Below are 20,449 nucleotides of genomic sequence, written 5' to 3'. Positions count from 1 at the left end.
GGACACCAACGGACGCTGAGAGGCAAGCCCCGTGACAACACCCACCGACAAGGTGCCCTCCGACGGCGCTCCACAGCCGTCGAAGAGCGCACCCGAGGCCATCAGGGCCATACCCGTGCGGCACTACGGCCGCTACGTCGCCGCCGTCGTCGTGCTCGCGCTGCTCGGGCTCCTCGCCAACGCGGTGGCCGGCGCCGACCTGCGCTGGGAGGCCGTCGGCGACTACTTCTTCGACGACCAGATCCTGGAGGGCGCGAAGAACACGATCGTGGTCAGCGTGCTGTCCATGATCATGGGCCTGGTGCTCGGCATCGTCCTCGCGGTGATGCGGATGTCGAAGAACCCCGTGACCTCGACGGTCGCCTGGGGCTACATCTGGTTCTTCCGGGGCACACCGGTCTACGTACAGCTCCTGCTCTGGTTCAACCTCGCGCTGGTCTTCCCGATCCTCAACCTCGGTCCCCTCTACAAGGACGAGATGACCGACGTCATGACCCCGTTCATGGCGGCCCTGCTGGGGCTCGGCCTGAACGAGGCCGCGTACATGGCGGAGATCTGCCGCGCCGGCATCCAGTCGGTCGACGAGGGCCAGACCGAGGCGTCGCAGGCGCTCGGCATGACCCAGCAGCAGAACATGCGCCGCATCGTGCTGCCCCAGGCGATGCGGGTGATCGTGCCGCCGACGGGCAACGAGTTCATCAACCTGCTGAAGACCTCCTCGCTCTGTTCCGTCGTGATGTTCGAGGAACTGCTGCGTAAGGCTCAGAACATCGGCAACACCTCGGGCGCCGTGATCGAGCTGCTGATCGTCGCCACCATCTGGTACCTGGCGATCACCACGGTCTTCAGCATCGGCCAGTACTACCTGGAGCGGCGCTACGCACGCGGTTCCCTGCGCGCGCTGCCCCTCACGCCGTGGCAGAAGGTCCGGCAGAACGTCTTCACCTGGCACGGCCGGGGTCCGAGCGCGGGAGGTGCCGGCGCATGACAGCCATGGTCAAGTCCGAGGCGGTCCACAAGTCCTTCGGCCCCGTCGAAGTCCTGCGGGGCATCGATCTGGAGGTTCAGGCCGGCGACGTCTTCTGCATCGTCGGCCCCTCAGGGTCGGGCAAGTCCACGTTCCTGCGGTGCATCAACCACCTGGAGAAGGTCAACGCGGGGCGGCTGTACGTCGACGGCACGCTCGTCGGCTACCGCGAGAAGAACGGCAAGCTCTACGAGCTGCGCGACCGCGAGGTCGCCGCGCAGCGGCGTGACATCGGCATGGTCTTCCAGCGCTTCAACCTCTTCCCGCACATGACGGCAGCGGAGAACGTGATGGAGGCCCCGCTCCAGGTCAAGCGGGAGTCCAAGGCCGCGGCGCGCAAGCGGGCCGTCGCGCTGCTGGAGCGTGTCGGGCTCGCCGACAAGACCGACAACTACCCCGCACAGCTGTCCGGCGGGCAGCAGCAGCGGGTCGCCATCGCGCGTGCGCTGGCGATGGAACCCAAGCTGATGCTCTTCGACGAGCCGACCTCGGCGCTCGACCCCGAGCTGGTCGGCGAGGTACTCGACGTGATGCGCGACCTCGCGCGGGACGGTATGACGATGATCGTCGTCACGCACGAGATGGGCTTCGCGCGGGAGGTCGGCGACTCGCTCGTCTTCATGGACGAGGGCATCGTCGTGGAGTCGGGCACCCCGCGCGACGTGCTCGGTAACCCGCAGCACGACAGGACGAAGTCTTTCCTGTCCAAGGTCCTCTAGCGCGGCGTACGCGCCGCGTGATCCCCCGCCCCCGCGGGGCCCGTTCTGCCCGGGCCCCGCAGGGGATCTCCTGCGCGGTGGCCGCGACACGCGGGGCGGGCGTTGCTGGAATATGGGCGGAACGACTGATGCTGTGCACGCCATGGCATACAACGAACTCCTCGGCAGGATCGGTATCTGGGCCGGCGTGCTGCGTGGCGACGACCCCGCACGGCGTACACAGGTCGCCGAGGCCGCCGCCGAACTCGACGAGCTGGGATACGGCACGCTCTGGATCGGCGGCAGCCCCTCGCCGGACATGGCGCAGCGGCTGCTGGAGGCCACCGAACGGGCCGCCGTGGGCACCAGCATCCTCAGCATCTGGGACCACGCGGCACCCGAAGTCGCCGCGCGCCACGCCCAGTTGACCGACGAGCACGGTGGGAGGTTCGTCCTCGGGCTCGGGGTCAGCCACGAGGAGAAGCCCACGGGCAACGACTACAGGCGCGACCATCCGCTCGCCGACCGCCCGTACTCCGCGATGCGCTCCTACCTCGACACCCTCGACGGCGCCCCCCGCCCCGTACCCGCCGACCGGCGTGCGCTGGCCGCGCTCGGGCCCCGCATGCTGGAGCTGGCCCGTACGCGGACGCTGGGCGCGCTGCCCTACCTCGTCACGCCCGAACACACCGCCGAGGCTCGCGACATCCTCGGCGCCGACCCGCTGCTGGCCCCGGAACTCAAGGTGGTCGTCCTGCCCGAGGGCGGCGACCGTGAAGCGGCCCGTGCGGTCGCCCGCGACTACCTCGCCATGTACCTCGGCTTCACCAACTACCGCAACAGCTGGCTGCGCCTCGGCTTCACCGAGGCCGACCTGGAGAACGGCGGCAGCGACCGCCTCATCGACGCGCTCTACGCCATCGGCACCCCCGACCGGATCCGCGCGCGCATCGACGACTTCTTCTCCGCGGGCGCCGACCACGTCGCCGTCCAGGTCGTCACCCGGCACACCGGCACGGACCTCCCCCTCCCGGAATGGCGCACCCTCGCCGAAGCACTTCCGCTGCGCGGCTGAGCGCCCCGTCCGTCACCCGTAAGAGCGTTCAGAGGCGCGAATCCGTACGACAAGCCGTATGCGCGACCGACACTGTCCCGGACAGGGAGGGAGGTCGCCATGACGGCTGTGGCCGAGCGGGACGCGCAGATGCGGGTCGAGGAGTTCGAGGCGGTCGCCGCCGGGTCCCCCGAGACCGTCACGCTGGAGTTCCTCGGCGGGCGGATCGGGGTCAAGAAGGGGCCTGACGGAGATCACGACGAGATCATCAAGTGGCTCATGAAGCGATGTATGCAGCATCGCCCCGATCTCTGGTTGTACCCGGAGCGCGGGCTGATCGTCGAGGCGTACCGCAAGGGCCGGGCGCGGCCCGACGGTGCGCTGGCACCTGATGGCCACTTCTCCGGTCATGGCGAGTGGGCGGAGTCTGACGGTGTGCTGATGACGGTGGAGGTCACGTCGTACGACCCGGACACCGACCGGCGTGACCGATGGGAGAAGCCGGCCGCCTACGCAGCCGCGGGGATCCCGGTCTACCTGCTGGTCGACCGGGAGGCGGGCACCGTGACCGTGCACAGTGCGCCGGACCCGGGGCGGGAGTTGTACCGGGACACGCACACCGTGCGGTTCGGTGAGGAGGTCGAGTTGCCGGCGCCGGTGGGGTTCGTGATCGGGACGGACGTGTTCAAGGAGCATGTGCGCTGAGCGCATGAGTTGGGTTGTTCTTGGGGCGGTGAGGGCTGTTGGTGGGGTGGGGGGCGGCGTAGCGTCTGGATCATGTTTGGTGTGTATGCCGCGCGTATGAACAAGGAAGAGCCGCTCAGCGGGCTGGAGCTGGGGGACAGGCCGGAGCCGAAGGTTCCGCCCGGGTGGACGACGGTGGCGGTGAAGGCGGCCTCGCTCAACCACCACGACCTGTGGTCGCTGCGCGGCGTGGGGCTCTCCGAGGAGTCGCTGCCGATGATCCTCGGCTGCGACGGGGCGGGTGTGGACGACGACGGGAACGAGGTCGTGGTCTACCCGGTCATCGGGCAGACGGGGCACGGGGTGGGGCCGCGCGAGCCGCGGTCGATCCTGACGGAGCGCTATCAGGGAACGTTCGCCGAGCGGGTGGCCGTACCGCAGTGGAACGTACTGCCGAAGCCGAAGGAGCTGTCCTTCGAGGAGGCGGCCTGCCTGCCGACGGCCTGGCTGACGGCGTACCGCATGCTGTTCACCAATGCCGGTGTGCGGCCAGGTGACACGGTGCTCGTGCAGGGCGCGGGCGGCGGTGTCGCGACGGCGGCGATCGTGCTCGGCGCGGCAGCGGGGCTGCGGATGTTCGCGACCAGCCGTGACGAGGCCAAGCGCAAGCGTGCCCTCGAACTGGGGGCCGAAGTCGCCGTGGAGACGGGGGAACGGCTGCCGCAGCGGGTGGACGCCGTGCTGGAGACCGTCGGCGCCGCGACCTGGTCGCACTCGGTCAAGTCGCTCAAGCCGGGCGGCACCGTGGTCATCTCGGGCGCCACCAGCGGGCCCAACCCGGCCGCAGCCGAGCTGAACCGGATCTTCTTCCTGGAGCTGAAGGTCGTCGGCTCCACGATGGGCACCAAGGAGGAGCTGGCCTCGCTGCTGAGCTTCTGCGCCGCCAAGGGCGTGCGGCCCGTCATCGACTCCACGCTGCCGCTCGACCGGGCGCGCGAGGGCTTCGGGAAGATGGCGAGCGGTGACCTGTTCGGCAAGGTCGTCCTCACCGTCTGAGCCTTGAGTCCTGAGCCCCGGGAACTGAGCCCTGGGGCCTGACCCTTGCTCCTTCTCCCGATCCCTGATACCGGAGTGCTGGTACCTGATCCCCTTGGCACCGTGTGCCTCCCGGCCCCCTCCGTCATACTCGAACTGGCAGTCGTACGGGGCGAGTTGAGAGGTGGGTGTGTCGAGAGTGGGACCAGTTACCGGCATCCGTGCGGTACGTACCGGCGACCTGGGTGCCGTGCGGACGCTGTTGCATACGGCGTTCCGCGCGGACCCCGTCAGCTGTTGGATCTTCCCCGAGGAGGAGCGCAGGGAGGCACGGCATCCGTACCTCTTCGGTGCCTTTCTCTCCGGTGCCTTCCTCCATGGCACGGCGGAGATGACGCAGGACGGGCTCGGCGTCGCGCTGTGGTTCGCCGTACGGGACGGTGAGCAGGTGGGCGCGGAAGAGCTGACCGAAGGGCTCAAGGAGGTCGACCCCGGCAACGAACGCCTGGGCGTCATGGGCAGAGCCACGGCGGAGTGCCACCCGCACGAGGACCACGCGTACCTCCAGGGCCTCGCCGTCGCACCGGAGGAGCAGGACCGTGGCATCGGGAGTGCGCTGCTGCGGCACGGGCTGTCCCGCTGTGACGAGGAGGGGCTTCCCGCGTACCTGGAGGCGTCGAGCGAGCGCAGCCGTGCGTTGTACGCGCGGTACGGGTTCGAGGACCTGGGCAAACCGGTCGAACTGCCGGAGGCCGGCCCGACGATGTGGCCGATGTGGCGCCCCGCGCACGCCTCCGGGCGCCTGTAGCCGGGCTCGTAGCCTTCCTGCGGCACCCTTCCGGCCTCGTGGTCCGGGACGGCAGCGGTTCCGGACCTTGTGATCTGGGACGCAGCGGTTCCGGACCCTGTGGGTGGGGAGCGCGCTAGGACCGGTGGTGCTCCTTCGGGGCGTGTGCGGCGGTGTATGTGGCGAAGGGCGGGATGCCCGCTCTGGCGCGGTGGACGTCCAGCATGTCCGGGTTCTCGATCGGCCAGGGGATCGGGGCGCCGTCGGAGGTGAGGCCCTGGATCTGGGTGCCGTACTTCTGGGGGAGTCCCGCGTTGACGTGGAGGCGGTCGCGGAGGAAGGCGAGGCGGCGGCGCCCCTCGGGGCCCGCCGTTCCCTCGGCGACGGCCTGTTCGAGCAGTCGGACCGCCAGCCGCTGCACATCGAGCTGACGGTCGGCGTGCTGGGCGACCAGCCACGCTCCGGTGGCGGCCTCCTCGCCGACCTCGTCCGGTACGGGCCAGCCGCCGTGCTCCTCCAGCAGCGCGCGCAGCCGGTCGCCGTGGCGGGCCGTCAGCCGCCGCCAGGCGAGCTGATCGGTCAGGTCGGCGCTGTTGGCCCGGGGTGCGTTCGCCTCGTCCTCGGCCCTCATGGTGAGCAGTTCCCTGACCAGGGGCGAGGGAGCGCGGGGCTCCTCCGTGCCGGAGGCCGGGCCGGTGCTGAAGCCGGGGTGCCGGTGCGGGGGTTCCGGGTGTGCGTCGGTGTCAGGTGTCGGCATGCCGTTCAGCCTAGGAGCCGTTCGCACGGCTGATCTGGTCCTGAAGGACGGTGACAAGGGGCTCCCGGCCCGCCCATGATGGGTCTTGGGACGGGCGCCGGGGCGGATGGGACGCCAGGACGGATACAGCGCCGGGACGGATGTCACGGGCGCCGCAGGAACTCCAGCACCACCCGTTCGAACTCCTCCTTCCGCTCCACCTGGGCCCAGTGCCCGCAGCGCGCGAACACGTGCAGTTCGGCATCGGGAAGCCGGCTGAACGGGAACAGTGCGCCCTCGTACGGCAGCATCCTGTCCTCGCGGCCCCAGGTGAGCAGCGTGCGGTGGGTCAGGCGGTCGGCTCGTGCCCACAGCGGCGCCTCGTCGGCGAACCTGGGGTCGGAGAACGTCGCGAACACCGAGGCAGCGCGCTCGCAGGCGCCGGGCGCCGTCGCCGCCTCCGTCCGCGCGTCCAGCAGCGCGTCCGTGATCAGCGCGGGGTCCGCGACCATCGTCTCCACCCACGCCCGCATGGCGTCCCGCGACGGCTCGGCCAGGAAGGCGAACAGCCGCCTGGTGCCTTCGCTGACCTGCGGCCCGAACGTGTTCACGGCGAGCCCGCCAGGCCCCATCAGCACCAGTCGGCCGGCGCGCTCCGGGTGGGCGAGGGCGAATTCGGCGGCGGCGTTCCCGCCCATGGAGTTCCCGAGCAGGTGGGCCTGGACGATGCCGAGTTCGTCCAGGAAGAAGCGGAGCGCGTCGGCCGCGACCCTGGGGTAGAGGTCCGTCCACGCTGACGGCTGGGGGCTGCGCCCGAAGGCGGGCATGTCCAGGACGTACGTACGGAAGTGCGCCGCGAACACCGGCAGGTTGCCTGCGAAGTTGGACCAGCCGCTCACGCCGGGGCCCGAGCCGTGCAGCAGTACGAGTACGGGTGCGTCGTCTCCGGGAGCGCCGGAGGCGGCGGCGCCCGCCGACGGGCCCGCCTGGTGGTAGTGCAGCTCGTACTCGCCGGTCAGCGTGCGGCTCGTGGACTCGTACGTCAGCTCCGTCGTGGATCCCATGCGCCGGACGCTAACCGCGCGCCGGGCCGCGGACCCCCGCCCCGTCCCGCTGAACGGGAGCGCACGCTCACGTGCCCGGCGCCTCATGCCTACGGTCACCGCTGTGCCGGATCGAAAGGGGAGGTCACATGCTGGACGAGGCCGAACGCCGTGCTGCGGCCGAGGTGTTGGGCGCGGCCGAGGCGGCCCGTATTCCTGTCGCGCCGCTGCGGGAGACCTGGCCGGGGACCGGCGCTGACGACGCCTACGCGATCCAGCTGCTCAATGTCGCCCGGCGCCGCGAGCGGGGCGCGCGGGTCGTCGGGCACAAGGTCGGGCTCTCCTCGGAGGTGATGCAGCGCATGATGGGCGTCGACGAGCCCGACTACGGTCACCTTCTCGACGACATGGCACTCGCGGACGGCTCCCGCGTACCCGCCGACGCGTACTGCGCGCCCCGCGTCGAGGTCGAGGTGGGGTTCCTCCTCGGCGCCGACCTTCCGGGCAGCGGGTGCACGGCGGCCGATGTGCTCGGCGCCACGTCGGCGCTGGTGCCCGCCATCGAGCTGATCGACAGCCGCGTACGTGACTGGGACATCGGGATCGCCGACACCATCGCGGACAACGCGTCCTCGGCCGGCTTCGTCCTCGGCGCCGCGCGTGTGCCGCCCGGCGAGGTGGACAGGCGGGCGATCGACGCGGCGCTGTACGCGGGGGACGGGCGACGGGTGCTCGCGCGGGGGCGGTCCGACGCGGTGCTGGGCGACCCCGCGAACGCCGTCGCCTGGCTGGCGCGGACCGTGTCCCGGTACGGGGTGCGGCTGCGTGCCGGGCACGTGGTGCTGCCCGGGTCGTGCACGCGTGCGGTCGATGTGGTCGCGGGAGAGCGGTATGTCGCGGAGTTCGGGGACGGGTTGGGGAGCGTGTCGCTCGCCTTCGAGGCCACCGGCACCTCCTCTCAGCGGCGGGGGGCGGGAGCCGAGCCCCTAGGGAGGCGGAGGCCCGTACCGGGGCCGAGGCCCGGGCGGAGTCAGGGAACCGACGCGATCAGGGAGTTGCGCACACATGAGAAGTGACGGCGGCGGACCGCGCACGGCGCGCAGGGCGCGGGCGGCGATCGTGGGGCCGGGCAACATCGGGACGGACCTGATGTACAAGCTCCTGCGCTCGCCGAGCGTGGAGCCGCGCTGGATGGTGGGCGTCGACCCGGCCAGCGAGGGACTCGCGCGGGCGAGGGAGGCGGGGATCGAGGCCGAAGCCGGCGGTGTCGACTGGCTGCTCGGCCAGGACGAGCAGCCGGACCTCGTGTTCGAGGCGACGAGCGCGGCGGTGCACAGGGCCAACGCGCCCCGGTACGAGGCACACGGCATCCCGTGCGTCGATCTGACGCCCGCGAAGCTCGGGCCCGGGATCGTACCGGCGGTGAACCTGGAGGCGGGTGCCGGAGCGGCCAACGTCAACCTCCTCACGTGCGGCGGCCAGGCCACCATCCCGATGGTGGCCGCGGTCTCGCGGGTCGTGCACGTGCCGTACGCGGAGATCGTCGCCTCGGTCGCCTCGCCGTCGGCCGGCCCGGGAACGCGCGCGAACATCGACGAGTTCACGCGGACGACGCGCTGGGGCATCGAGCACGTCGGCGGCGCCGCACGGGGCAAGGCGATCATCATCCTGAACCCCGCGGAGCCGCCGATGCTGATGCGGGACACGGTGTACTGCCAGCTGCCCGACGACGCCGACCAGGGCGCGATCGCCGCCTCCGTCGCGGAGATGGCGGCGGCCGTCGCGGAGTACGTACCGGGGTACCGGTTGCGCGGGGAGCCGCAGTTCGACCCGGCCGACGCGTTCTCGCCCGCGCGGGTGGCCATCCTGCTGGAGGTCGAGGGAGCGGGTGACTTCCTGCCGCCTTACGCGGGGAACCTCGACATCATGACCGCGGCGGCGACCCGCGTGGGCGAGGGCCTCGCGGCCGGGCTCCCGGCGGGCGCCACCTCATCGACCGTACTGTGAACGGGAGTTCAGCCATGCCAGAGCCGCAGAGCCGCGACATCCGCGTCACCGACTCGTCGCTGCGCGACGGATCGCACGCCAAGCGGCACCGGTTCACGGTGGAGCACGTACGGGCGATCGTCGCCGCGCTGGACGGCGCGGGGGTGCCCGTCATCGAGGTCACACACGGCGACGGGCTCGGCGGCTCGTCCTTCAACTACGGCTTCAGCCACACACCGGAGCAGGAGCTGATCGCGACAGCGGTGCGCACGGCGAAGCGGGCACGTATCGCGTTCCTGATGCTGCCGGGGCTCGGCGTCAAGGACGACATCAGGGAGGCGGCGGACAACGGCGCGGCCATCTGCCGTATCGCCACGCACTGCACCGAGGCCGACATCGCCGACCAGCACTTCGGGCTCGCCCGCGAGATCGGCCTGGAGACCGTCGGGTTCCTGATGATGGCGCACAGCCGGCCGCCCGAGGTACTGGCGGCGCAGGGGCGCAGGATGGCGGACGCGGGGTGCCAGTGCGTGTACGTGGTGGACTCGGCGGGCGCGCTGGTGCTCGACGAGGTGGGCGACCGCGTCGCCGCGCTGGTCGACGAGCTGGGCGACGACGCGCAGGTCGGTTTCCACGGGCACGAGAACCTCGGCCTGGGCGTGGCCAACTCGGTGCTGGCCGTAGGCGCAGGAGCGCGGCAGATCGACGGCTCCACGCGGCGCTTCGGCGCCGGCGCGGGGAACACACCGGTCGAGGCGTTCGCCGCCGTCGCCGAGCGGCTCGGGATACGCACGGGCATCGATGTGCTCGCGATCGCGGACGCGGCGGAGGACGCGGTGCTGCCCGTGATGGACGACGAGTGCAGGCTGGGCCGCCTGGAACTGATGATGGGGTACGCGGGGGTCTACTCCAGCTTCCTCAAGCACGCCGACCGCTGGGCGGAGCGGTACGGGGTGTCGGGTGCCGAGATCCTGCTGCGCGCGGGAGAGCGGCAGCTGGTGGGCGGGCAGGAGGACCAACTGATCGACATAGCCCGCGAACTGGCAGACTGACCCGCCCGATCCGCAAGTGCCCCGACCCGCACCCGCGTGCCTCCGCCCCGCTCTTGCCCCGCGCCTGCCGCGCACCCGGGTACTGGCTACTGGCGCACTCGCGTACTGGCGTACCAGTGCGCCGCGACCGCCCCGGCCAGGGATACTCTCCACGGATGTCGAGCACACGTACGTATGGAGCCTTTCGTACCGGTCGGCTCTGGGGCGCGGCGGCGGGGCTGTTCGGCGTGCTGTTCGTGGCCTCGGCCTGGGCGCTGCTGGTGTCGCTGGAGTTCGACGAGCAGTGCGCACAAGGGGGCGTCGAGGGGCCCGGGGCGCTGGGAGACATCAGGCGGCAGGCGTTTCCCCCGGCAGTGATCTGCGAGTACGCCGGGGGAGAGGTCTCCTCTGGCGGTACGGGGCTGCTCGGCGGAGTGATCTGGCTCTGCGCCGTCGGCCTGGCCCTGTGCGTGCTGTTGGCGCTGCTCGCCGAGTGCGCCGAGCTGCCCGACAGTGCCTCGCCCGCTCTCCGCTTCACGCGCGCGCAGAAGCTACGGCGTACGGGAACGGCGTTGCTGGTCACCGGTTCCGTCTTCCTCCTGGCCTACGGACCGACGGTCCGGCCGCTGCTCACCGCACCGTCGTCGGCCTGCGCGGTCGGCGGAGGCTGGGGCGTCAACGCGCCGCAGACGCTGGATGCGAGCCTGTTCCCGGCGCAGGCGACCTGCCAGTTCCGCAGCGGAGGCACCGAAAAGCTGAACCCGCCCTGGACCGAGACCCTCACACCGGTGCTGGCCGTACCCACCGTGATCGCCGCGACCGCCGCGGTGCTGGCCTGGCGGCGCCGACGTGCGGAGCGCGAGCAGGACGAGGGCGAGGAAGCGCGCCGCGCGGACGGAACGGGCCGCGCGGAAGCGGCGAACGCTACGGAGGCGGCGGACGGGCCGCAGGCGAGGCGGACCGCAGGCGAACCGCCCCGGAGCTGAGGCACCAACCAACCTGCCCGCGGGGCGGATTCAGGCGGGTACGGAGGGTGCGGCGGTGCGCCAGATCCGGGCCGCCGCCTGCCGGATCATCGAGGCCAGTCCTGGGGCGCGCCGCACCTGTCCCACGGGCCCGCACACGGAGATCGCGGCGAGCGCGGGCCCGCTGTCGCCCGCGCCGACGATGGGCGCCGCGACACAGGCGACGCCCCGTACGGCCTCTTCGCGGTCGTGTGCGATGCCCCGTTCGCGTATGTGCGCCAGCTCGGCCAGCAGTGCCTCGGGGAGCGGGCCGGGGTGCGGGGTGTGTGCGAGCAGCGCCTTGCCGACGCCCGTACGTGCGGCGGGCAGCCGGCCGCCGACGCGGGAGGGCAGCAGGGTGCCGAAGCGGTTGCCGACCTTGTCGAGGTAGACGACCTGGGTGTCGTCGAGCACGGCCAGATGTGCCACCAGCCCTGTGACCTGGTGCAGTTGGTGCAGGTGGGGCGCGGCGGCCTCGCGCACCCTGTCCTGGTGGATGACGAGCGCGCCCAGCTCCATGATCCGCATGCCGAGCCGGTAGGTGTGCTCGTCACGGCGCAAGTAGCGCACCTCAGCGAGGTGTTCGAGGATGCGGTGCGCCGAGGACCTGGGCAGTCCCGTGCGGCGGACGACCTGGGCGAGGGTGAGCCCGTCGGCACCCTCGAAGGCGTCGAGAATCCGCACGACTCTGTCGATCATCGAGACCGGTGTGGGCGCTGCGGCTGCGTGCTCCCGTACGGCGATGCTCATGGGGCCTCCTCGCGCTCGCGAGACAACTGTGTCTCGTTGCCGGGGAGGTTACGCATCCGCGAGGGCGCGCGGGAAGAGGCGCGCAATGCCTAATCGAAATACCTTCTCGCGTCCCGGTCAGCGGGACCGGGCTTGGCGCCCCGTGTCGGCGCCGCCCGAGACTCGCCCCACTGGCACAGGAGGACGTGGAGGCGACAACGAGATGAGCGCGCGCAGCACCACTGAGGATCACGGGCCCCGGAGGATCGAGGCCGGCGCACCACCCGAGCGATATGCACGTGGCTGGCACTGTCTCGGCCTCGCGAGCGGCTTCAAGGACGGAAAGCCGCACGGGATCGAGGCGTTCGGCACCGAGCTGGTGGCCTTCCAGGCCGCCGGCACGGGCGAGCTGCACGTGCTCAACGCGTACTGCCCCCACATGGGCGGCAACCTGGCGCACGGCACCGTCAAGGGCGACGCGCTCGCCTGCCCGTTCCACGACTGGCGCTGGGCGGGCAACGGGAAGTGCGCCGGTATCCCGTACGCGCACCGCGTACCGCCGCGCGCCCGCACCCGCGCCTGGACGACGCTGGAGGAGAACGGGCAGCTTTTCGTCTGGTACGACCCGCAGGGCACGCCGCCTCCCGAGGGGGTGACGATTCCCCGTATCGAGGGCGCCTTCAGCGACGAGTGGAGCGACTGGACCTGGAACAGCATCAGGATCGACGGCTCGCACTGCCGCGAAATCGTGGACAACGTCGTGGACATGGCGCACTTCTTCTACGTCCACAACTCCTTCCCCACGTACTTCAAGAACGTCTTCGAGGGGCATGTCGCCAGCCAGTACATGGAGAGCGACCCGCGTGAGGACATGACGGCGGCCGACACGCTCTCGGCACAGGGCAGGCTGCGCTCGGAAGCCTCGTACCACGGCCCCTCGTACATGATCGACCACCTGTGGACAGAGGTCGGCGGGGCCACGGCCGAGACCGTGCTCATCAACTGCCACTACCCGGTCTCGCCCGACGCGTTCGTTCTCCAGTACGGCGCCCTGGTCAAGAAGCTGCCCGGCATGACGGACGAGGCGGCTGCGCAGGCCGCGGCCCAGGCGGCCGAGGGGCTCGCGACGGGCTTCGAGGAGGACGTCGAGATCTGGCTCAGCAAGACCCGTATCGACAACCCCCTGCTGTGTGACCAGGACGGCCCTGTCTACCAACTGCGGCGCTGGTACGAGCAGTTCTACGTGGACGTGGAGGACGTGCGCCCCGAGATGACGGACCGCTTCGAGTTCGAGATCGACACGGAACGGGCCGTACGCGTGTGGCGGGACGAGGTGGACGCGAACCTCGCCCGTCGCGCACAGAGCGCGCAGCGGTGACGGCATGAGCATGCGGCCCGTCGAGTGCGGCGCCTGCGGGAACGAGGTGCTGGTGGAGAAGCGCAGTCTGCCGCACACCACCGTCCAGTGGACCCGGCCCACCGACCGCTGCCCGGAACTGGCGGGACGCGACAGCGCCCTGACAGCCGTCTGCACCGGGCTGCGCTCCTCCATCGAGCGCGCCGTGCGGGAGGGGACGTTGGAGGTGGGGACGGATGCGGAGCCCGCCGATGGGGAGTAGGCCGCTGACCGTGCGGGTCACGCGGGTGGTGCGGGAGACGGCCGACGCCGTCAGCCTGGAGCTGCGCACCGAGGCACCCGGGCCCGAACTCCGGCCGCTCCCGGGCCAGTTCCTCACCGTACGGCTGCCCGGGGGCGGCGCGCGCTGCTACTCCTTCTCGCGGGTCGCGCCCGAGCCCCGTATCACCGTCAAGCGCGTGCCCGGCGGGGCGGCGTCCACGTGGCTGTGCGACGAGGCGTGTGCCGGCCTGGAACTGAGCGTGCTGCCGCCCTCGGGGGCCTTCACCCTGCGACCGCCGGGGGAGGGCGTGCTGCTGGTCGCGGGAGGGAGCGGCATCACACCCGTCCTGGCGCTGGCACGGGCGGCACTGGAAGAGGAGAGTGCGCCGGTCGTCCTCGTATACGCGAACCGTGACGAGTCCTCCGTCATCTTCGCCCGCGAACTGCGGGAGCTGGCCGCCCGCTTCCCCGCCAGGCTGCTGGTCCACCATTGGCTGGAGTCCGTACAGGGCCTGCCCACCGTCCCCGCGCTGGCCAAGCTGAGTGCGCCATACGCCACCTACGACACCTACCTGTGCGGCCCCCCACCCTTGACGGATGCCGCGGCCACCGCCCTGCGCGGCCTAGGTGTCCCCAGGGCCCGGCTGCACCGGGAGGTCTTCACCTCACTGTCGGGTGACGCCTTCGCAGAGCCCCCGGACCCCACCCCGCCCACCACGGGCAACGCCGACCTGCTGCTCGAACTGGACGGCGTAAAAAGAGAGTTGGACTGGCCGCGGTCCACCACATTGCTGGACACCCTGATCGGCGAGGGACTCGACCCGCCCTACTCCTGCCGCGAGGGCTCCTGCGGCGCCTGCGCCTGCCGTGTGCTCGACGGAGAGGTCGTGCAGCGGACCACCGGCGTGCTGACCGACGAGGACACGAAGGACGGCTACGTCCTGGCCTGCCAGGCCACGCCCACCTCGGGACGCGTCAGCGTGTCATACGACTGAATGAGTCCCCCGATCAGGCCCCACCTAGAAGTGCCTCTGACCAGACAGGAACGCGGACAGAACTCCAGGGCAGGCCCCCACGCGGGGTGGGGGAGTCCAGAGGGGGCGAAGCCCCTTTTGGCGGGGGGGCTGTTGGGGGGCAGCGCCCCCCGACGCCCGGCCGGCGAGGCCAACGGGGGCAAGGGGGCGAAGCCCCCATTAGGAACGGGAGGCCGGGGACGGGCCGGTCAGGAAACGGCGAGCCGACTCCGCCGCCGTAACCCGGATCTTCGACTGCCCATGCCCCCGCGTCTCCCAGTCCTCCATGAAGCGGGCAAGCAAACCATGCCGAGCCGCCAGAGCCACCAACGTCTCGGTGCGATAGTAAAAATCCTCACGCAGAACCTGATGCTCAACCCCAGTAGTGCGATCGAACGTGAAGTCGAAAAAGCCGTGGGGCGCCAGCACACGCCCCACATGCGCGAAGCACTCGTCGATGACCTCGATGGGCGAGTGCGAGAAGACACTGTGCGCGTGCACAACATCGAAGTGCGCGTCGGGCAGAAAGTCGAGCGTGAGGTCCTTGGTGAGCGTCAGATGGGGCAGCTTGCTCTGGAGGCCCCGAGCGGCGACGGTCCGCTTCGCCGAGATGAGGATGTCGGGCGAGATGTCGATGCCGTAGTAGTGGCCAGGATCGAGGTACTCGATGAAGCGCCACCCCGCCCGCAGATTGCCGCAGCCGATGTCGAGCATCCGGGCCCGCTGACTGAGCCCGTGCTGCTTGAGATAGGTGAACTGCAGCTCGCCCAGCGCCAGCCAGCGCTCATGCGTGTCGCTGCCGACGGCTGCCTCGGGGTTGCGCCGGGTGTCCGAGGCCATGACCGCGCGGTAGTAGCTCACGTGGTCGCGGTGCTTGAAGGCGAGCCAGCGGTCGCGCGCCGCCCGCCTGGCGTATCGGGGAATCCGCTGCGGGTGCACGAGGGCGTAGCGGACCTTGTGAGCGAGACTCGTACGGTCGACGACAAGGTTCTTCCTGGTGGCCATGCGTCCTCCGGATCCGTCGCCGGGCGGTACCCGCGACGTACTGCACGCGCCGTGGACAGCCTGGTGCGGCGACGCGGGATGGGAGAGTTCCAGACCGTGCCAGTTTTAACCCCCGTCACATAGGGGGGAAATGCGGACTCGTCGGATGAACGCGTTCGGTGGAGCCCTCAGCGCTGTTCGGCGGACACCGTGGCGGCCCCGTCGAGATACAGCCGCGTCACAGACTCCGCCGCCTCCTCCAGCGAGGCGCCGATCAGCTGCGGGTACAGCAGCGCGCCCTGGATGAGCACCCCGTGCATCGCGCCCAGCCGCTCGGCCGTCAGGTCCGTGCGGAAGGCGCCCTCGCGCTGTCCCCGTGCGGCCAGCTCGACCAGCGGCCCCGCCACCGCCAGCTCCCGCGTGCTCGGCCCCTCGGCGGGGCCCGTGGAGACCAGCGTCCAGTACTCACGTCCCACCGCGAGCAGTGCCCGCGTGGCCCGCAGTACCGTCGCGCGCAACTCCCCGCCCGCACGCACCGCGTCCCGCACGGCGCGTACGCACTCGTCGGCGGAGAACTGCGACAGCTCCTCCAGCAGCGCCTCGCGGGTGGCGAAGTGCCTGTAGAGCGTCGCCCGCCCCACTCCGGCGGCCCGCGCGATGTCCGCCATCCCCGCACCGGTTCCCCGCTCGCGCAGCGCGGCGGCCGTACCCCGCAGGATCACTCTGCGCTGCTGGGCGGGATCGACGGGGGCGCTCATGCGGCGCAGCCTAGCCGCAGCCCACGAACCGGCCGACGGCGGACCTGGAGACCCGCGACCCCGCGAACCCGCGACCCGCAGGCCCACGGCCTGTGGACCCGGGACCCGCAGGCTCACAGCGACCTGTGGACCGGATGTGCGGTGTCAGGGACGGGCAGCAGGCGCGGAGGGGGACACGGAGCCGTCCCCCGCCAACGCGAGGGCACGCAGGACGCGGGCCGCCTGCGTGACCGTGGACTCCACCACGTCGGCGACCGTGGGCAGATCCCCGATGAGGCCGGCCACCTGGCCCGATGCCATCACTCCGGCGTCGGTGCGGCCCTCGACCATGGCGGCCTTGAGCAGCATGGGCGTGTTGGCGGCGAGCAGCATCTGACTGAGCGTGAGGTCTTTGCCGTGGCGCAGCGCGCGGCCGTCGCGCAGCATGGCGGGCCAGGAGAGCCCGGACAGCTTGCGGAAGGCCGCGGCGTGGCGCAGCGCCCGTGCGAGGGAGACGGTGCGGCCCGAGGACTCCAGCGCGGCGACCATCTCGCTGCGCAGCATCCGGTGGGGCAGGCCGTCCACCTTGGTGGTGACCGTGACATCGGTGACCTTCGCGGCGAGGTAGCGCTGCTTGACGGCGTCGGGCACCGTCGACTCCTGGGTGAGGAGGAAGCGGGTGCCCATGGCGGCGCCCGCTGCCCCGTAGCAGAGCGCGGCGGCCAGCCCGCGTCCGTCGTAGAAGCCGCCCGCGCCGATGACGGGGATGTCCACGGCGTCCACGACCTGCGGCAGCAGCACGGAGGTGGCGACCTGCCCTGTGTGGCCGCCGCCCTCGCCGCCCTGGACGAGTACGGCGTCGGCGCCCCACTCGGCGACCTTCTGCGCGTGCCTGACGGCGCCGATGGAGGGGATCACGACGACACCGGCGTCCTTGAGCCGTCCGATCAGCTCCCGCGAGGGGGCCAGCGCGAACGACGCGACGCGTACGCCCTCGTCGATGAGCAGCCGCACCCGTTCGCCCGCGTCTCCCGCGTCGGCGCGCAGGTTGACGCCGAACGGCGCGTCCGTACGGGACTTCACCTCCCGTACGGCGTCGCGCAGTTGGGGCAGCGTCATCGTCGCCGAGGCCAGGATGCCCAGGGCTCCGGCGCGTGCCGTCGCGGAGACCAGCCGCGGACCGGCCACCCAGCCCATACCGGTCTGCACGAGCGGATGGCGCACCCCGGTCAGTGCGGTCAGCGGCGTGGAGAGCGTCGGAGCCTCGTGCGACGGAGCCTCGTGCGACGCCGGTTCGTGCGGCGCCGGTTCGTGCGGCGCCGGCTCGTGCGGCGAGGGCCGCGGTGGAGGGGCCGTCATGCCGGGACCTCGCGTTCGCGGACGCGCCGCGGGTCCAGCACGTCGCGGATCAGCCGCAGTTCCTCCGGCGTCGGCTCGCGGGTGTACGGCACCGCGTCAGGGCCCTCGGGGAGGTCCGGCGCGAAGCCCGTACGCTCCCGTACCTCCGCCACGCTCACCCCGGGATGCACGCTGACCAGGCGCATACGGTGGTCTGGCGTCGCGAAGTCGAGTACGGCCAGGTCGGTGACGACGCGCCGCAGCCCGTGGAAGCGGGTCGCGGACGGGCCGGCCTCCGCAGCGCGGTCGTAGCCGACGCCGCTGACCATGTCGACGCGCTCCACGAACACCCGCGCCGAGTGCTTGGGCACCCAGTACGAGGTGGGGTTGTTGAGCGTGTTCGCCGGCGCTCCGCGCGAGCCGAGCAACTGCCGCTTGGGGCGGGCCCAGTCACCGATGCACGAGATGTTCTGGTTGCCGTACCGGTCGATCTGGCTGGCGCCCATCATCACGTGCCGCTTGCCGCCCGCGACCATCTGGAGGTGCTTGGCGTACGGCAGCCAGCCCTCCACGCTCTGCGGGTCCAGCGGGTCGGACAGCAGCAGCGCCTCACCGTTGGTGAGCAGCAGGTCGGGGCTGAAGGTGAGCCGCGCCAGGCGCGCTCCGATGCCGGGTACCACGCCCATGGGGGCCGCCAGGATCTCCCCGTCGCCGCGCCACGCCTCGGCGCAGGCGACGGCGCAGACCTCGGCACGGGTGGCCGTCGATGCCGCTGTCGTCACTGGTTCTCCTCCCGGAAGGTGTCAACGGCCCGTTGGTAGGCGTCCTCGTCCCCCGACAGGAAGCGCCGCTCGAACGCCTGCCACTCCTCGGGTTCTGCCGCCGCCTTCACGTAGGCGCGCTGGAAAGCCTCGTCGCGCTCGTAGTCGGGCACACAGCTGGTGAAGTGCGCGCCGTTCGGGGCCTGTACGACACCCGCGACGTTCTGGCGCTGCACCACGAGGCTCTGCGGCGGGCCTTCGAAGCGGTCGACGAGCTGCTCGCACGAGACGTACGTACGGTCGGCCGCCTCGCTCAACAGCCCGTCGAAGTACGGGTCGGGGCCGAGGCACTGCGCGTTGCCGCGGCGGTCGGCCCTGTTCATGTGGACGAGTGCGGCATCGAAGCGCAGCGCGGGCGCCGCGAGCAGCTCCTCGCCGTCCTCGTAGGGCGAAGTGACCGTGCGCAGGCGGGGGTTGGTGGTCATCACGTCCGAGCCGAGCCCGGCCCGTATCGGCATGAACGGCAGCCTGTTGGCCGCCGCCGTCAGCCCCCACAGGAACATCGCCTCGTCCCACTCCTCGAACTCGATCGCGCCGCCTTGGCGCGCGGTGCGGAAGTGGGGCTCCAGCGGTACGGAGTCCAGCGTCACGAACGGCGCGATCAGCTTGCGCACGCGCCCCGCCGCCGCCAGCAGCCCCACATCGGGCCCGCCCGGGCTGACGACGGTCAGATCCTTGACGTCCGTGCGCAGCAGCGCCCTCACCAGCGCCATCGGTTTGCGCCGCGCGCCCCAGCCGCCGATGCCGAGGGTCATGCCGGACTCGATACGGGCGGCGAACTGGTCGGGTGTGAGCGTCTTGTCGTGAGCCATCCGGATCACTTCCCCTCGGTGCGTACGAAGGCGTCGCGGTGCCGGTCCGCGATGCCGGAGAGGTTCGCCTCGAAGGTGAAGCCCTGTTCGAAGCGGTAGCTGCGGCGTACGTCGACGGGGTCGATGCCGTTGATGGCCTCCTTGGCCAGCCGGATCAGCGAGCCGTCCTTCGCCGCGATCCGCGAGGCCAGCTCCAGTGCGGCCTCCGTCAGCGCCTCCCGGTCGGGCGCGAGCGCCCACACCGAGCCGTGGCGCTCCAACTCCCGTGCCGTGACGGTCTGTCCCGTGTAGTACAGGGCCCGCATGAGGTGGTGGGGCACGAGGCGCGCGAGATGGGTGGCGGCTCCGAGCGCGCCCCTGTCCAGTTCGGGCAGCCCGAAGGTCGCGTCCTCGGTGGCCACGATCGCGTCCGCGTTCCCGACGAGCCCGATACCGCCGCCGAGGCAGTGCCCGTGCACAGCGGCGATCACCGGGACCTCGCACTCGTACACGGCGGCGAACGCCTCGGCGCAGCCCCTGTTGGCGCCGATCAGCGCCTCGTGTCCTTCGGTGCGCTGCATCTCCTTGATGTCCACGCCGGCGTTGAAGCCTCTGCCCGCGCTGGTGAGGACGACGGCGTTGTGCGCCCTGTCGCGACCGGCGGCGCGTACGGCGTCGGCCAGTTCGTACCAGCCCTTCACCGGAAGCGCGTTGACCGGTGGATGGTCGACGGTGACCACCGCGACGCCGTCGCGTGGGCTGGAGGTGGAGACAGTCATGGCGGGATCAGCTACCTTTCCACCTAACGTTTGTTTGGTGAGAAGCTAGCAGCGTGAGCGCTCCATGAGAAGAGGCGGTCTGTGCCTGACAGCCAACGGCCCGCGCCTGGCATCCGACGGAAGGAACGCGCATGAGTGTGGCGGTCGTTACGGGAGGAACGCGGGGCGTCGGGGCCGGTATCGCGCGTGCGTTCCTGCGCGAAGGCGCCGATGTCGTGGTGTGCGGGCGCAACGAGCCCGACCAGCCGGTCGAGGCGGAGGGCCGCACGGCCCGGTACCTCGCCCTCGATGTACGGGACCCCGAAGCCGCGCAGGAGTTCTGCGCCCGCGTCCGGCGCGAACACGGCGCACTCGACGTCCTGGTGAACAACGCGGGCGGCACCCCCTTCCGCCCCCTGGCCGAGGGCGAGGCCCGCCACCACACCCGCATCATCGAACTCAACCTCCTCGCACCCCTCCACCTGTCCCGCGCCGCCCACCCGCACATGCGCGAACAGCCGGTTTTCGTCGCGATCGTGATGGTCGGCAGCGTCAGCGGCACCCGCCCCTCACCC

At 71.3% G+C, this 20,449-nt stretch carries 23 protein-coding genes; 14 read left to right on the top strand and 9 right to left on the bottom strand.

Annotated elements, in window-relative coordinates; all coding sequences use genetic code 11:
• Positions 1-31 precede the first annotated feature (31 nt).
• The 6 genes from NMN56_RS26925 (at position 32) to NMN56_RS26900 (ending at position 5,306) form a co-directional block, all read left to right on the top strand.
• The gene (locus tag NMN56_RS26925) at positions 32-988 is read left to right on the top strand and encodes an amino acid ABC transporter permease (protein WP_274040727.1); all 957 of its coding nucleotides are present in this window, start codon (positions 32-34) and stop codon (positions 986-988) included.
• On the top strand, positions 985-1,746 hold the full coding sequence (locus NMN56_RS26920; protein ID WP_274040726.1) for an amino acid ABC transporter ATP-binding protein: 762 nt from the start codon (positions 985-987) through the stop codon (positions 1,744-1,746). Before NMN56_RS26925 ends, NMN56_RS26920 begins: the two co-directional genes overlap by 4 nt.
• 142 nt (positions 1,747-1,888) lie before the next feature.
• The gene (locus tag NMN56_RS26915) at positions 1,889-2,800 is read left to right on the top strand and encodes an LLM class F420-dependent oxidoreductase (RefSeq protein ID WP_274040725.1); all 912 of its coding nucleotides are present in this window, start codon (positions 1,889-1,891) and stop codon (positions 2,798-2,800) included.
• Positions 2,801-2,899: 99 nt separating this feature from the next.
• A complete protein-coding gene (locus NMN56_RS26910; protein ID WP_274040724.1) occupies positions 2,900-3,484 on the top strand; it encodes a Uma2 family endonuclease in 585 nt (194 codons plus the stop codon).
• A gap of 72 nt (positions 3,485-3,556) precedes the next feature.
• Complete coding sequence (locus NMN56_RS26905; protein ID WP_274040723.1) at positions 3,557-4,519, top strand: zinc-binding dehydrogenase; 963 nt, start codon at positions 3,557-3,559, stop codon at positions 4,517-4,519.
• A 178-nt stretch (positions 4,520-4,697) separates the two neighbouring features.
• Positions 4,698-5,306: a GNAT family N-acetyltransferase gene (locus tag NMN56_RS26900; protein WP_274040722.1), complete on the top strand. Its 609-nt coding sequence runs from the start codon at positions 4,698-4,700 to the stop codon at positions 5,304-5,306.
• Positions 5,307-5,421: 115 nt separating this feature from the next.
• Here the strand turns inward: NMN56_RS26900 and NMN56_RS26895 are convergent, their stop codons facing one another.
• Both NMN56_RS26895 and NMN56_RS26890 read right to left on the bottom strand, forming a co-directional pair.
• Positions 5,422-5,916, bottom strand: a complete 495-nt coding sequence (locus NMN56_RS26895) for a DUF6624 domain-containing protein (protein WP_274041068.1) — start codon at positions 5,914-5,916, stop codon at positions 5,422-5,424.
• Between the two features lie 269 nt (positions 5,917-6,185).
• Positions 6,186-7,085 (bottom strand): alpha/beta fold hydrolase, encoded by a 900-nt coding sequence (locus NMN56_RS26890; RefSeq protein ID WP_274040721.1) that lies wholly within the window; start codon positions 7,083-7,085, stop codon positions 6,186-6,188.
• Between the two features lie 128 nt (positions 7,086-7,213).
• Here NMN56_RS26890 and NMN56_RS26885 point away from each other — a divergent pair, with 128 nt between their 5' ends.
• From NMN56_RS26885 to NMN56_RS26870, 4 genes are all read left to right on the top strand, one after another.
• Positions 7,214-8,140 carry a 2-keto-4-pentenoate hydratase gene (locus NMN56_RS26885; RefSeq protein WP_274040720.1) on the top strand — a complete coding sequence of 309 codons (927 nt, stop codon included), beginning with the start codon at positions 7,214-7,216 and terminating at the stop codon, positions 8,138-8,140.
• Positions 8,130-9,071 (top strand): acetaldehyde dehydrogenase (acetylating), encoded by a 942-nt coding sequence (locus NMN56_RS26880; RefSeq protein ID WP_274040719.1) that lies wholly within the window; start codon positions 8,130-8,132, stop codon positions 9,069-9,071. The genes NMN56_RS26885 and NMN56_RS26880 overlap by 11 nt, the downstream gene beginning before the upstream one ends.
• 14 nt (positions 9,072-9,085) lie before the next feature.
• Entirely contained in the window at positions 9,086-10,102 is a 1,017-nt protein-coding gene (gene dmpG / locus NMN56_RS26875; protein ID WP_274040718.1) for a 4-hydroxy-2-oxovalerate aldolase, read from the top strand.
• Positions 10,103-10,257: 155 nt separating this feature from the next.
• Positions 10,258-11,067 carry a hypothetical protein gene (locus NMN56_RS26870; RefSeq protein WP_274040717.1) on the top strand — a complete coding sequence of 270 codons (810 nt, stop codon included), beginning with the start codon at positions 10,258-10,260 and terminating at the stop codon, positions 11,065-11,067.
• Positions 11,068-11,097: 30 nt separating this feature from the next.
• On the opposite strand, the gene NMN56_RS26865 is transcribed toward NMN56_RS26870, so the two are convergent.
• Positions 11,098-11,835 (bottom strand): IclR family transcriptional regulator, encoded by a 738-nt coding sequence (locus NMN56_RS26865; RefSeq protein ID WP_274040716.1) that lies wholly within the window; start codon positions 11,833-11,835, stop codon positions 11,098-11,100.
• A gap of 202 nt (positions 11,836-12,037) precedes the next feature.
• Between NMN56_RS26865 and NMN56_RS26860 the strand changes: the two genes are divergently transcribed.
• From NMN56_RS26860 to NMN56_RS26850, 3 genes are read left to right on the top strand one after another with little or no spacing between them, the layout of a single operon-like run.
• A complete protein-coding gene (locus NMN56_RS26860) occupies positions 12,038-13,192 on the top strand; it encodes a 3-ketosteroid-9-alpha-monooxygenase, oxygenase component (protein WP_274040715.1) in 1,155 nt (384 codons plus the stop codon).
• A gap of 4 nt (positions 13,193-13,196) precedes the next feature.
• Positions 13,197-13,433 carry a hypothetical protein gene (locus tag NMN56_RS26855; RefSeq protein ID WP_274040714.1) on the top strand — a complete coding sequence of 79 codons (237 nt, stop codon included), beginning with the start codon at positions 13,197-13,199 and terminating at the stop codon, positions 13,431-13,433.
• Entirely contained in the window at positions 13,423-14,427 is a 1,005-nt protein-coding gene (locus tag NMN56_RS26850) for a ferredoxin--NADP reductase (RefSeq protein ID WP_274040713.1), read from the top strand. Before NMN56_RS26855 ends, NMN56_RS26850 begins: the two co-directional genes overlap by 11 nt.
• 198 nt (positions 14,428-14,625) lie before the next feature.
• On the opposite strand, the gene NMN56_RS26845 is transcribed toward NMN56_RS26850, so the two are convergent.
• From NMN56_RS26845 to NMN56_RS26820, 6 genes are all read right to left on the bottom strand, one after another.
• Positions 14,626-15,450 carry a class I SAM-dependent methyltransferase gene (locus NMN56_RS26845; protein ID WP_274040712.1) on the bottom strand — a complete coding sequence of 275 codons (825 nt, stop codon included), beginning with the start codon at positions 15,448-15,450 and terminating at the stop codon, positions 14,626-14,628.
• A 167-nt stretch (positions 15,451-15,617) separates the two neighbouring features.
• Positions 15,618-16,187, bottom strand: coding sequence for a TetR/AcrR family transcriptional regulator (locus NMN56_RS26840; protein ID WP_274040711.1), 570 nt, complete (start codon positions 16,185-16,187; stop codon positions 15,618-15,620).
• A 144-nt stretch (positions 16,188-16,331) separates the two neighbouring features.
• Positions 16,332-17,525 (bottom strand): NAD(P)H-dependent flavin oxidoreductase, encoded by a 1,194-nt coding sequence (locus tag NMN56_RS26835; RefSeq protein ID WP_274040710.1) that lies wholly within the window; start codon positions 17,523-17,525, stop codon positions 16,332-16,334.
• The gene (locus tag NMN56_RS26830) at positions 17,522-18,286 is read right to left on the bottom strand and encodes a CoA-transferase subunit beta (protein WP_274040709.1); all 765 of its coding nucleotides are present in this window, start codon (positions 18,284-18,286) and stop codon (positions 17,522-17,524) included. The genes NMN56_RS26835 and NMN56_RS26830 overlap by 4 nt, the downstream gene beginning before the upstream one ends.
• Entirely contained in the window at positions 18,283-19,137 is an 855-nt protein-coding gene (locus NMN56_RS26825; protein WP_274040708.1) for a CoA transferase subunit A, read from the bottom strand. Before NMN56_RS26825 ends, NMN56_RS26830 begins: the two co-directional genes overlap by 4 nt.
• Before the next feature lie 5 nt (positions 19,138-19,142).
• Positions 19,143-19,895 (bottom strand): enoyl-CoA hydratase family protein, encoded by a 753-nt coding sequence (locus NMN56_RS26820; RefSeq protein WP_274040707.1) that lies wholly within the window; start codon positions 19,893-19,895, stop codon positions 19,143-19,145.
• Between the two features lie 131 nt (positions 19,896-20,026).
• Here NMN56_RS26820 and NMN56_RS26815 point away from each other — a divergent pair.
• Positions 20,027-20,449, top strand: a 423-nt coding sequence (locus tag NMN56_RS26815) for an SDR family NAD(P)-dependent oxidoreductase (protein ID WP_283742513.1), incomplete at its 3' end; no start/stop codon positions are given.

This window comes from Streptomyces iconiensis (assembly GCF_028657195.3).
GTDB lineage: Bacteria > Actinomycetota > Actinomycetes > Streptomycetales > Streptomycetaceae > Streptomyces > Streptomyces iconiensis.
This window is presented reverse-complemented; position numbering and strand designations above follow the sequence as displayed.